We start from the raw sequence: 12,505 nt of genomic DNA on the forward strand, positions 1-12,505 counted from the left end.
ACACCTCCCGCCGCAGCGGGAGGTGAGCGCTTACGCGGCTACCACGCTGTCGATAGCGGCTTTCGCGTCGGACTGCGCTTTTGATGCCACTTCCGGTCCGTAGGCGATCCCTTCGGCGAACACAAAGTTCACGTCGGTGATCCCAATGAATCCAAGGAACACTTTCAGGTATGGCGCGATCAGATCGGTCGGGGTATCTTTGTGAATACCGCCGCGGCTGGAGAGGATCACGGCGCGTTTACCGGTGACCAGACCTTCCGGCCCTTTCTCGGTATAGCGGAACGTGACGCCAGCGCGTGCGATAAGATCGAAGTAGTTTTTCAGCTGTGTCGGGATGTTAAAGTTGTACATCGGGGCGGCAATGACGATTACGTCGTGGGCTTTCAGTTCAGCAATCAGCTCATCAGACATCGCCAGCGCTTCCTGTTGACGCGGCGTCAGCGGCGCATCGCTCGGGCGCAGGGCGCCGACCAGTTCGCCATCCAGAACCGGAACAGGGTTTGCCGCCAGATCGCGTACGGTTACGGCATCAGCGGGATGTTTTTCACGCCATTGTTCAACAAAATAATCAGACAACTGACCAGACTGAGAGTACCCTGCCAGAATACTGGATTTAAGAACTAATACCTTGCTCATGGGTGTTTCCTTATAGGTGTTTGAATGGGCTGTGCCCCGTTGCGTGTTGACACTTTATTCACAATCCTGCCACAGAGATAGCGCAATATATCGAAGCCTATGTTCGAATTTATTGAACGACACACAACATGCGCTGATGTGGTACTCTATACCTATCAATTTAAAGAGATTTAACCAGGCAGAGCACTGCCATCTAACCTTATGACAGAACAACAAAAATTAACCTTCCACCTCCTGCAACAGCAGTTAGATGCGTTGATGCTGCGCGATCGCCAGCGTTTTGCTCGCCGCCTCCACGGCGTGAAGAAGGTTAAAAATCCTGATGCACAACAGGCCATTTACCAGGAAATGGCGAAAGAGATCGAACAGGCAGCCGGTAAAGTCGTGCTACGCGAAGCGTCACGTCCGGCGATCATGTATCCGGAAAACCTGCCGGTTAGCCAGAAAAAACAGGCCATTCTTGAAGCGGTTCGCGATCACCAGGTGGTGATTGTGGCCGGGGAAACCGGGTCGGGAAAAACCACCCAGCTACCGAAAATTTGCATGGAGTTGGGGCGCGGGGTTAAAGGGCTGATTGGTCATACGCAACCGCGCCGTCTGGCTGCGCGTACCGTGGCGAACCGTATTGCTGAAGAATTGCAAACGGAGCCGGGCGGTTGCATCGGTTATAAGGTGCGTTTCAACGACCACGTCAGCGATAACACGATGGTTAAGCTGATGACCGACGGTATTCTGCTGGCGGAAATCCAGCAGGATCGCCTGCTGATGCAGTACGACACCATCATTATCGATGAAGCGCACGAGCGCAGCCTGAACATCGATTTTCTACTGGGGTATCTGAAAGAGCTGTTGCCTCGTCGCCCAGACCTGAAAGTTATCATTACTTCCGCGACTATCGATCCGGAGCGATTCTCAAAACATTTCAACAATGCGCCGATTATAGAGGTGTCAGGACGGACCTATCCGGTGGAAGTGCGCTATCGCCCGATTGTAGAAGAGGCGGACGATACCGAACGCGACCAGCTACAGGCTATTTTCGATGCGGTAGAGGAACTGGGACGTGAAAGCCCCGGCGATATTCTGATCTTTATGAGCGGTGAACGCGAAATCCGCGACACCGCCGACGCGCTTAATAAGCTCAATTTACGCCATACGGAAGTGCTGCCGCTGTACGCCCGGCTCTCCAATAGCGAACAGAACCGGGTGTTCCAGTCCCACAGCGGACGGCGCATTGTGCTGGCGACCAACGTGGCGGAAACCTCGCTCACCGTGCCGGGTATTAAGTACGTCATTGACCCCGGCACCGCGCGCATTAGTCGTTACAGCTACCGTACAAAGGTACAACGTCTGCCTATCGAGCCGGTTTCTCAGGCTTCCGCTAACCAGCGTAAGGGGCGTTGCGGTCGCGTCTCGGAAGGGATCTGTATTCGTCTTTATTCCGAGGACGATTTCCTGTCGCGCCCGGAGTTTACCGATCCGGAGATTCTGCGTACCAACCTGGCGTCGGTTATTCTGCAAATGACCGCGCTGGGACTGGGCGATATCGCCGCGTTCCCGTTTGTCGAAGCGCCGGACAAGCGCAATATCCAGGACGGCGTGCGCCTGCTGGAAGAACTGGGCGCGATTACGACTGACGAACAGGCGAACGCCTATAAGCTAACGCCGCTGGGTCGCCAGCTCAGCCAACTGCCGGTGGATCCGCGCCTGGCGCGCATGGTGCTGGAAGCGCAAAAACACGGCTGCGTGCGCGAGGCGATGATCATCACCTCCGCACTCTCCATTCAGGACCCGCGCGAAAGGCCAATGGACAAGCAGCAGGCGTCGGATGAAAAACATCGTCGTTTCCACGATAAAGAGTCCGATTTTCTGGCATTCGTAAACCTGTGGAATTATCTCGGCGAGCAGCAGAAGGCGCTGTCATCGAACCAGTTCCGCCGCCAGTGCCGCGTGGATTTCCTCAACTACCTGCGGGTGCGCGAGTGGCAGGATATTTACACCCAACTGCGTCAGGTGGTGAAAGAGCTGGGCATTCCGGTCAATAGCGAACCGGCGGAATACCGTGAAATTCATATCGCGCTGCTTACCGGGCTGCTGTCGCATATCGGGATGAAGGATGCCGACAAGCAGGAATATACCGGCGCACGCAACGCGCGTTTCTCCATCTTCCCCGGCTCTGGTTTATTCAAGAAACCGCCAAAATGGACGATGGTGGCAGAACTGGTGGAAACCAGCCGTCTGTGGGGCCGTATTGCGGCGCGAATTGATCCGGACTGGGTGGAGCCCGTTGCCCAGCACCTGATTAAACGTTCTTACAGTGAACCGCACTGGGAGCGGGCGCAGGGCGCAGTGATGGCGACTGAAAAGGTCACCCTGTACGGTTTACCGATTGTCGCCGCCCGCAAGGTGAACTACAGCCAGATCGATCCGGCGTTATGTCGCGAGCTGTTTATCCGCCACGCGCTGGTCGAAGGCGACTGGCAAACGCGGCACGCATTCTTCCGCGATAACCTGAAGCTGCGTGCTGAGGTCGAAGAGCTGGAGCATAAGTCACGCCGTCGCGATATTCTGGTGGATGACGAGACGCTGTTTGAGTTTTACGACCAGCGCATCAGCCACGATGTAATTTCCGCGCGTCATTTCGACAGTTGGTGGAAAAAGGTCAGCAGGGAAACGCCAGACCTGCTCAATTTTGAAAAGAGCATGCTGATCAAAGAGGGGGCGGAAAAGATCAGCAAGCTGGACTATCCCAACTTCTGGCATCAGGGCAATCTGAAGCTGCGCCTGAGCTACCAGTTTGAACCGGGCGCGGATGCCGACGGCGTGACGGTACACATCCCTCTGCCGCTGCTGAACCAGGTGGACGAGAGCGGTTTTGAATGGCAGATCCCCGGCCTGCGCCGTGAGCTGGTGATTGCGCTGATCAAGTCGCTGCCGAAGCCAGTACGGCGCAACTTTGTCCCTGCGCCAAATTATGCTGAGGCGTTTTTAGGCCGTGTAACCCCGCTCGAACTGCCGCTACTGGAGGCCCTTGAGCGTGAGCTGCGCCGCATGACCGGCGTGACGGTTGACCGCGAAGACTGGCACTGGGAACAGGTGCCCGATCATCTGAAAGTCACGTTCCGCGTTGTCGACGAGAAGAACAAAAAACTGCAGGAAGGACGTTCGTTAACGGCGCTGAAAGAGGCGCTGAAGGGCAAGGTTCAGGAAACCTTGTCTGCCGTGGCGGACGACGGTATCGAACAGAGCGGCCTGCATATCTGGAGTTTTGGCCAGCTTCCGGAAAGCTACGAGCAGAAACGCGGCAATTATAAGGTCAAAGCCTGGCCAGCGTTGGTGGACGAGCGCGACAGTGTGGCGATCAAACTGTTCGATAACCCGCTGGAACAGCGGCAGGCAATGTGGTCCGGCCTGCGGCGTTTGCTGCTGCTGAACATACCGTCGCCCATTAAGTACCTGCACGAGAAGCTGCCGAACAAAGCTAAGCTGGGTCTGTACTTCAACCCGTATGGGAAGGTGCTGGAACTGATAGACGACTGTATCTCCTGTGGCGTAGACAAATTGATCGACGCCAACGGCGGCCCGGTCTGGACAGAGGAAGGTTTTACCGCGTTACACGAAAAGGTGCGTGCCGAACTGAACGACACCGTGGTGGAGATAGCAAAGCAGGTTGAGCAGATCCTGACTGCCGTGTTTGCCATCAACAAGCGGTTGAAAGGGCGCGTGGACATGACGATGGCGCTGGGGCTGTCGGATATTAAAGCGCAAATGAGCGGGCTGGTGTATCGCGGCTTTGTCACCGGAAACGGCTTCAAACGTCTCGGCGACACGCTGCGCTATTTACAGGCGATCGAAAAACGGCTTGAGAAGCTGGCGGTCGATCCGCACCGCGACCGCGCCCAAATGCTGAAAGTAGAGAGCGTGCAGCAGGCGTGGCAGCAGTGGCTCAATAAATTGCCCCCTGCGCGACGTGAAGATGAAGATGTGAAGGCGATCCGCTGGATGATAGAGGAGCTGCGCGTCAGTTACTTCGCGCAGCAGCTCGGTACGCCTTATCCGATTTCAGATAAGCGTATTTTACAGGCGATGGAGCAGATAAACGGGTAATTGTTTGCACTGTGACGTGAACGTAGCGCCTCACCCGGCGAATACCGGGTGAGGCTTATGACTATTACAGTTCGTTCGGCTGAGCGTGAATAGCAGAAGACCGTTTTACCCGACTTGCAAAGAAGATGGCGGTGAGGGAGATAGCGACAGTGACGAGCAAATACCACGCCACCGGCACCCAGTCGCCGTTATATTTCGCCAGCAGGCCCGTCGCGATAAGCGGGGCAGTGCCGCCAGCCAGTGCCGCGCCAATCTGGTAACCCAGGGTGATCCCGGTATAACGAACGTTAGCGCTGAAAATTTCAGAGCAGAGCGTGCCGAGAACCGCGGTGACCGGGGCCCAGAGAATGCCGAACATCACCACCGTCGCCAGTACGATTCCCCAGGTCGTGCCGGTATTGAGCAGTAGAAACCACGGCACGATAAACAGACCGAGCAGGCAGACGCTGACGGCATACATCCGTTTACGGCCCACTTTATCCGACAACAGGCCCATCAGCGGGATCATTACCGTAGCCACCAGCGCGCCAAGGGTAACGGCTTCCAGCGCTTGCGACTTTTGGTAGGTGAGCGTTGTCGTCGCGTAACTGACCACAAAGGTCGAAAAAATATAAAATGGCGCGGTTTCTACCACTTTGAGTCCTGCGGCGATCAGCACTTCACGCCAGTGATGGGTGAGCGTCTCGCGAAGCGGCGCTTTGGCGACCTGTCCGGATTGCTTCACTTTCTGAAAATCCGGCGTTTCGTCAATATCGCGGCGGATCCAGAGCCCCAGCAGCACCAGTACGGAACTGAGCAGGAACGGGATGCGCCATCCCCAGGAGAGGAAATCCTCTTCGCTGAACAGCGTCATTAACGACACGATAAACGTCGCCATCAGCATGCCGATGGTAACCCCCGCCTGGGGAATACTGCCAAAAAAGCCTTTACGTTTTTCCGGCGCGTATTCATAGGCCAGCAGCAGCGCGCCGCCCCATTCGCCACCTATCCCCATTCCCTGAATGATACGCATCAGAATCAACAAAATGGGCGCCCAGATACCAATCATCTCGTAGGTCGGCAACAGGCCAATCATCACCGTCGCGCCGCCCATCAGCGACAGCGTTAAGACCAGCGTTTTCTTACGGCCAATCCGGTCGCCGATATGGGCAAAGACAACACCACCGATCGGGCGAATGAAAAAGGTCAGAGAGAAAGACAGATACGAGAGGATCAGACCGATAACCGGGTCAACCATCGGAAAGAAAATCTTGTTAAACACCAGCGCGGCGGCGGTGCCATACAGGAAGTAATCGAACCACTCAATCGCACTGCCAGTCAGGCTGGCGATGAGGACTTTTTTGTTTTTCTTCAGAATGGCAGTGCTACTTTCATGCGTTGTCATTGACGTTAAACCTCAGCCAGAGAGTAGAAAAAAAGGTGACACCTGGCGGTGCGGAAGGTGCAACCTGAAACAGTCGGTTGGTTGTGAAATTGTTAATCAAACTAGGTAGGTTGGTTACATTTGACAAGGGGGAGGCGAAAGACATGCGCCAAAAATAAGGCAATTTACCAGGCGAATTTTCTGTGAGAGCAGAAGATATGACAGGGATGATTTATTAAACGGCTTAAAAACAGGATAATCGACAGGTGCAACCGATACGTTTTTAGACGTTTCTGGTTATTTCATGAATGTGACAAAAAAAGCGGCGAAATTTAACGCTTAACCTTTCAGAGAGATCTGCTGTTTATCCTGTCGGGCTGCGGTAGGCTGCTGAGAAAGAGGAGGAGCCCACTATGCGAACGTTCCTGAACATTTCCGACGCCTCCCTTGAGGCGATTAATACTGTAGGGCAGTGGCTGGCGCAGGATGACTTTCACGGCGGTGCGGCTTATCCGGCCGACTGCGTCGTGCTTGCCGGTAATGCCGTGATCCCCACCATTGATGCCGCCTGCCGCATCGCGAAAGAGCAATCTGTTCCGCTGTTGATTACCGGCGGGATCGGGCACTCAACGACCTTTCTGTATGCCGCCATTGCGCAGCATCCCCGTTACAATACGATTCGTACCACCGGACGCACCGAAGCGGCTATCCTTGCAGATATCGCACGCCAGTTCTGGCAGATCCCGGCGGATAAAATCTGGCTGGAAGAACGTTCCACTAACTGCGGTGAAAATGCCCGTTTTAGCGTCAGCCTGCTTACCGAGGTCACCGAGCCCATCAATACGGCGATTGTGGTTCAGGACCCCACCATGCAGCGGCGCACTATTGCGACGTTTCGCCGGGTAACCCGTGACAACCCGGATGCGCCGCGTTGGTTAAGTCATCCTGGCTTCACACCGCTGCTTTGCCGGCATGACGACGGTCTTGCTTTTTCCAACATTGATGATCGCGTATGGACCATTGAGCGTTATTTAGCGCTGGTGGCGGGCGAAATACCACGCCTGCGTAACGACGAATCGGGCTACGGACCTTGCGGGCGCGACTTTATTGTTCACGTTGATTTTCCGGCGGATGTGGAAGCCGCATGGCAAACGCTGCACGACGATGAAGCACTCTATGCGGCCCTCAGCGATCGCGCTTTGCGTTGAACCCTGCCCGTTTAGCCTTGTTTTCTCCCAAACGGGCATTTTTCCTGCCCTTGCCAGCGGCGTTCTTTGCCCCTGAGCGGCCTCTTTTATGAGGCCGCTCACATTATCAAAACACCAGTTGGAATACTGACGGCATGATTGATGTTTATTAACAACAATTTCACTTGTTAAAAACATTTCAATCACAGGAGTAGCGCATGTCAGTACCCGTACAACATCCTATGTATATCGACGGACAGTTTGTGACCTGGCACGGAGAAGCCTGGATTGATGTCATCAACCCGGCGACGGAAGAGGTGATTTCCCGTATCCCGGACGGGCGGGCGGAAGATGCGCGTAAAGCGATTGAGGCGGCAGAACGGGCGCAAATCGGTTGGGAAGCGCTGCCGGCCATTGAACGCGCAGGATGGTTACGCAAAATATCCGCTGGCATCCGCGAGCGAGCTAATGAGATCAGCGCGCTGATTGTTGCCGAGGGCGGCAAGATCCAACAGCTGGCGGAGGTGGAAGTGTCATTTACCGCCGATTATCTTGACTATATGGCCGAGTGGGCGCGCCGCTACGAGGGCGAGATTCTGCAAAGCGATCGCCCCGGCGAGAATATACTGCTGTTTAAGCGCGCGCTGGGCGTGACCACCGGTATCCTGCCGTGGAATTTCCCGTTCTTCCTGATCGCGCGAAAACTGGCGCCCGCGTTGCTCACGGGCAATACCATCGTGATCAAGCCGAGCGAGTTTACGCCGAATAATGCCATCGCCTTTGCGAAGATCGTCGATGATATTGGTCTGCCGCGCGGCGTCTTTAACCTTGTGCTCGGTCGTGGTGAAACAGTCGGACAGGAGCTGGCGGGGAATCCTAAGGTGGCGATGGTCAGCATGACCGGCAGCGTGACGGCGGGAGAAAAAATTATGGCCACCGCCGCGAAGAACATCACCAAAGTATGCCTTGAACTGGGGGGCAAAGCGCCAGCTATCGTTATGGACGATGCGGATCTGGCGCTGGCGGTGAAGGCGATTGTTGATTCTCGCGTCATTAATAGCGGGCAGGTCTGTAACTGTGCCGAGCGGGTGTATGTCCAGAAAGGCATTTACGATCGGTTTGTCACGCGTCTGGCTGACGCGATGAAAGCGGTTCAGTTTGGCAATCCCGCCGAGCGTAACGACATTGCGATGGGACCGTTGATTAATGCAGCTGCGCTGGAACGTGTGGCGCAAAAAGTGACGCGTGCGGTTGAAGAAGGCGCGAAAGTGGTGCTTGGGGGTAACGCGGTGGAAGGGAAAGGCTACTTCTATCCACCGACGCTGTTGGTGGATGTGCGCCAGGAGATGGCGATCATGCATGAAGAGACTTTTGGTCCGGTGCTGCCCGTCGTCGTCTTTGATACGCTGGATGACGCGCTGGCTATGGCGAACGACAGCGACTATGGCCTGACTTCGTCGATTTATACGCAGAATCTCAATGTGGCGATGAAAGCTATCAAGGGACTCAGGTTCGGCGAAACCTACATCAACCGTGAGAACTTTGAAGCCATGCAGGGTTTCCACGCGGGCTGGCGCAAGTCAGGTATCGGTGGCGCGGACGGTAAGCACGGACTGAACGAGTATCTGCAAACGCAGGTGGTTTATCTCCAGTCGTAGCGTAAAGGCCGGGGTATTCACAGTGCGGGCGAGCAGAAGAAAAAAGGGCGGAGGAGCCTCTCCGCCTTGTTGTTAAAGCGTAACGTATTTTTCCAGCGTACGAACGAGTTGGGTGACGAATCCGTACTCGTTATCATACCAGGCCACGGTTTTCACCAGTTGCAGATCGCCCACCTCAGTAATCTCTGTTTGAGTGGCGTCAAACACAGAGCCAAAGTGCGAGCCGATAACATCCGATGAGACGATTTCGTCGTCGGTGTAACCAAAAGATTCGTTGTTATCGGTGGCCTGTTTCAGTGCGTTGTTCACCTCTTCGGCGGTGACTTTTTTATTCAGAATGGAGACCAGTTCCGTAACGGAGCCCGTCTTCACCGGGACACGCTGAGCATGGCCCTTCAGCTTGCCACTCAGCGCCGGGATCACCAGACCAATGGCTTTCGCCGCGCCGGTGGTATGGGGGATAATGTTTTCCGCTGCCGCGCGGGAGGCGCGCAGATCTTTTCCTCGGGGACCATCGACCAGTGACTGGGTGCCGGTATAGGCGTGAATGGTAGTCATGGCGCCCACCTGAATGCCAAAGCTGTCGTGGAGCGCTTTAGCCATTGGCGCCAGACAGTTAGTTGTGCAGGATGCGACCGAGACAATCACATCGCTTGCCTGCAGCGTGTCATCATTAACGTTATAGACGATGGTTTTCATGTCGCCAGCGGGGGCGGAAATCAGCACTTTTTTAGCCCCGGCATCAATGTGCGCCTGAGATTTCTCCTTCGAGGTGTAAAATCCGGTGCATTCAATGATAATTTCCGCGCCTTTGGCCTTCCATGGGATATTTTTCGCGTCTTTTTCCGCATACACGGCAATCTCTTTGCCATCGACAATCAGCGCATCCTCGGTGAAGTCAACGCTCCACGGGAAAGGACCATAGTTGGAATCATGCTTCAGCAAATAAGCGAGGATTTTCGGCGAGGTGAGATCGTTAATGGCGACGACATCGACGTCGCTTTTGACCTCCAGTAAACGACGCAGTACCAGACGACCAATACGACCAAAACCGTTAATGCCAATTTTACTCATGGTTTACTCCTGTCAGGATGTAGCAGTGCGGTCTCTTTTTCCTTTCCAGGCTTAGTTCACTCTGGCGGGATGAGCAATCGCACTTCTTGCCGTTAAGCCTAACTGACTGAAAAACGATGAAGAAAAGTTAATGAATTTTTAACAAAAGCTCGCTATGTTGACGCTTTACGAATTTACTCAGGACGTATTATGGGCAATAAGTATTCAGGCCTGCAGATTGGAATTCACTGGCTGGTATTCTTACTGGTGATTGTGGCGTACTGCGCGATGGAGTTTCGTGGGCTTTTCCCTCGCAGCTACCGTCCGGTTATCAATATGGTGCATGTTTCATGTGGGATGAGCATACTGGCGCTGATGGTCGCGCGGCTCGTCGTTCGACTGAAATTCCCCGCGCCGCCGATTGAGCCAAAGCCTAAGCCGATGATGACCGGCCTGGCGCATCTTGGGCATCTGATCATTTACCTGTTGTTTATCGCGTTGCCGGTGATAGGCCTGATGATGATGTATAACCGCGGAAATCCGTGGTTCGCGTTTGGGATGGTGATGCCGCATGCGGCTCAGGCCAATGCAGATGCCGTGGCTATGCTGAAATCCTGGCATATTGTGCTGGCGAACCTGGGCTACCTGGTCATTGCGTTACACGCCGCCGCCGCGCTGATGCATCACTATATGTGGAAGGACAATACGTTGCTGCGCATGATGCCCCGTAAGCGGGGATAAAAACGGACGCTGATCGTCGAACGCGCGGGGTCTGGCGTGCGCTATGTAAGATGCTGGCTTTGATATTGTCTGCTGTACCTTTCGGCCCCGGTGGAGAAAAAGATCAACCTGGGCCTATGTCTTTCAGGGATCTCGTTATTTCAATGATGGCCTGTACCTGTTACTATACCCCCCTATAGTATGCAGGAGGGCCTATGCCGCATTCACCTGAAGATAAAAAACGGATCCTGACCCGCGTCAGGCGCATACGAGGACAGGTTGATGCGCTCGAACGCGCGCTGGAGTCTGGCGAACCTTGTCTGGCTATTTTGCAACAGATTGCCGCTGTCCGCGGTGCGTCTAATGGTCTGATGGGCGAAATGGTTGAAATCCATCTCAAAGATGAACTGGTGAGTGGAGAAACCACGCCGGACCAGCGTGCTGTGCGAATGGCGGAAATCGGTCACCTTCTTCGCGCTTATCTAAAATAAACACATCACCTCGCAATAATAGGGAAGAGAGATATGAAATCACGTGCAGCCGTTGCTTTTGGCCCTGGTCAACCGCTTAAAATTGTTGAAATTGACGTAGCGCCGCCCAAAAAAGGCGAAGTACTGGTGAAGATTACCCATACCGGGGTTTGCCATACCGATGCGTTTACCCTGTCCGGCGACGATCCGGAAGGCGTGTTCCCGGCCGTGCTCGGCCATGAAGGCGGCGGTGTGGTGGTCGAGGTGGGGGAAGGCGTCACCAGCCTGAAACCCGGCGATCACGTTATTCCGCTTTACACCGCAGAATGTGGCGAATGTAAATTCTGTAAATCCGGAAAAACCAACCTGTGCCAGGCTGTACGCGCCACGCAGGGTAAAGGTCTGATGCCGGATGGTACTACCCGTTTCTCTTATAAAGGCGAACCCATTTATCACTATATGGGCACCAGCACCTTCAGTGAATACACCGTGTGCGCCGAGATTTCGCTGGCGAAGGTGAATCCCCAGGCGCCGCTGGACAAAGTCTGCCTGTTGGGCTGTGGCGTGACCACCGGTATCGGTGCCGTCCACAACACGGCGAAGGTAAAAGAAGGCGATACCGTTGCGGTCTTTGGGCTTGGCGGAATTGGTCTGGCTGTCATTCAGGGGGCGGTTCAGGCGAAAGCCGGGCTCATTATTGCCGTTGACACGAATCCGGAGAAATTCACCCTGGCGGGCGAGCTGGGTGCGACCGACTTTATTAACCCGAAGGACTACGATAAACCGATCCAGGACGTGATTGTTGACCTGACCGACGGGGGGGTGGATTTCAGCTTCGAATGTATCGGTAATGTCGATGTCATGCGCGCCGCGCTGGAATGCTGCCACAAAGGCTGGGGCGAGAGCATCATCATTGGCGTAGCCGGTGCGGGTCAGGAGATCAAAACGCGTCCGTTCCAGCTGGTGACTGGCCGTGTCTGGCGCGGTTCCGCGTTTGGCGGTGTAAAAGGGCGTACGCAGCTGCCGGGGATGGTAGAAGAGGCGATGGCGGGTAAGATCCAGCTGGATCCGTTTATTACGCACCGTCTGCCGCTGGAACAAATCAACGAGGCCTTTGACCTGATGCATAAAGGCAAATCGATTCGTACCGTTATCCATTTCGGCGATAAGTAATCCCTTTGCCAGCGGAGCCTCCGCTGGCATTTTTCCTTTCTTTAGCAAAAATGTTGTCAAAGTGTGACGAGGTCAGCGCTTTTTGCGATAAGTAAACCTTCCTGATTGCCGATGACTATCTAACGGGCGTGTATCACGCAT

General features: G+C 54.7%; 9 protein-coding genes. 6 read left to right on the plus strand and 3 right to left on the minus strand.

Translation table 11 applies throughout. The annotated features are described in order from the left end of the window. Positions 1-30 precede the first annotated feature (30 nt). On the minus strand, positions 31-636 hold the full coding sequence (gene azoR / locus OGY07_RS06625; protein ID WP_286599436.1) for an FMN-dependent NADH-azoreductase: 606 nt from the start codon (positions 634-636) through the stop codon (positions 31-33). 201 nt (positions 637-837) lie between these two features. Here azoR and hrpA point away from each other — a divergent pair, with 201 nt between their 5' ends. Continuing rightward, positions 838-4,740, plus strand: a complete 3,903-nt coding sequence (gene hrpA, locus OGY07_RS06630) for an ATP-dependent RNA helicase HrpA (RefSeq protein ID WP_286599438.1) — start codon at positions 838-840, stop codon at positions 4,738-4,740. A gap of 64 nt (positions 4,741-4,804) precedes the next feature. On the opposite strand, the gene OGY07_RS06635 is transcribed toward hrpA, so the two are convergent. After that, positions 4,805-6,124 (minus strand): MFS transporter, encoded by a 1,320-nt coding sequence (locus OGY07_RS06635; RefSeq protein WP_042283219.1) that lies wholly within the window; start codon positions 6,122-6,124, stop codon positions 4,805-4,807. A 392-nt stretch (positions 6,125-6,516) separates the two neighbouring features. Between OGY07_RS06635 and OGY07_RS06640 the strand changes: the two genes are divergently transcribed. Continuing rightward, a complete protein-coding gene (locus OGY07_RS06640; protein ID WP_286599442.1) occupies positions 6,517-7,311 on the plus strand; it encodes a YdcF family protein in 795 nt (264 codons plus the stop codon). 197 nt (positions 7,312-7,508) lie between these two features. Then, entirely contained in the window at positions 7,509-8,948 is a 1,440-nt protein-coding gene (aldA, locus tag OGY07_RS06645; protein ID WP_181823141.1) for an aldehyde dehydrogenase, read from the plus strand. A 72-nt stretch (positions 8,949-9,020) separates the two neighbouring features. Here the strand turns inward: aldA and gap are convergent, their stop codons facing one another. Continuing rightward, a complete protein-coding gene (gap, locus tag OGY07_RS06650) occupies positions 9,021-10,022 on the minus strand; it encodes a type I glyceraldehyde-3-phosphate dehydrogenase (protein ID WP_286599447.1) in 1,002 nt (333 codons plus the stop codon). Between the two features lie 189 nt (positions 10,023-10,211). On the opposite strand from gap, the gene cybB reads away from it, so the two are divergent. The 3 genes from cybB (at position 10,212) to OGY07_RS06665 (ending at position 12,364) form a co-directional block, all read left to right on the plus strand. Further along, a complete protein-coding gene (gene cybB, locus OGY07_RS06655; protein WP_060571241.1) occupies positions 10,212-10,742 on the plus strand; it encodes a cytochrome b561 in 531 nt (176 codons plus the stop codon). A 194-nt stretch (positions 10,743-10,936) separates the two neighbouring features. Further along, positions 10,937-11,212 carry a metal/formaldehyde-sensitive transcriptional repressor gene (locus OGY07_RS06660; protein ID WP_003833178.1) on the plus strand — a complete coding sequence of 92 codons (276 nt, stop codon included), beginning with the start codon at positions 10,937-10,939 and terminating at the stop codon, positions 11,210-11,212. A 33-nt stretch (positions 11,213-11,245) separates the two neighbouring features. Next, positions 11,246-12,364: an S-(hydroxymethyl)glutathione dehydrogenase/class III alcohol dehydrogenase gene (locus OGY07_RS06665; RefSeq protein WP_286599449.1), complete on the plus strand. Its 1,119-nt coding sequence runs from the start codon at positions 11,246-11,248 to the stop codon at positions 12,362-12,364. The last annotated feature ends 141 nt before the right edge of the window (positions 12,365-12,505 follow it).

Origin of the sequence: Citrobacter sp. Cs237, from assembly GCF_030332325.1 — a bacterium.
Lineage (GTDB): Bacteria > Pseudomonadota > Gammaproteobacteria > Enterobacterales > Enterobacteriaceae > Citrobacter_A > Citrobacter_A sedlakii.

Coding starts and splice junctions, on each gene's coding strand:
- OGY07_RS06640 (WP_286599442.1), top strand. CDS start 6,517: ATGCGAACGTTCCTGAACATTTCCGACGCCTCCCTTGAGGCGATTAAT.
- hrpA (WP_286599438.1), top strand. CDS start 838: ATGACAGAACAACAAAAATTAACCTTCCACCTCCTGCAACAGCAGTTA.
- OGY07_RS06660 (WP_003833178.1), top strand. CDS start 10,937: ATGCCGCATTCACCTGAAGATAAAAAACGGATCCTGACCCGCGTCAGG.
- OGY07_RS06635 (WP_042283219.1), bottom strand. CDS start 6,124: ATGACAACGCATGAAAGTAGCACTGCCATTCTGAAGAAAAACAAAAAA.
- OGY07_RS06665 (WP_286599449.1), top strand. CDS start 11,246: ATGAAATCACGTGCAGCCGTTGCTTTTGGCCCTGGTCAACCGCTTAAA.
- cybB (WP_060571241.1), top strand. CDS start 10,212: ATGGGCAATAAGTATTCAGGCCTGCAGATTGGAATTCACTGGCTGGTA.
- aldA (WP_181823141.1), top strand. CDS start 7,509: ATGTCAGTACCCGTACAACATCCTATGTATATCGACGGACAGTTTGTG.
- azoR (WP_286599436.1), bottom strand. CDS start 636: ATGAGCAAGGTATTAGTTCTTAAATCCAGTATTCTGGCAGGGTACTCT.
- gap (WP_286599447.1), bottom strand. CDS start 10,022: ATGAGTAAAATTGGCATTAACGGTTTTGGTCGTATTGGTCGTCTGGTA.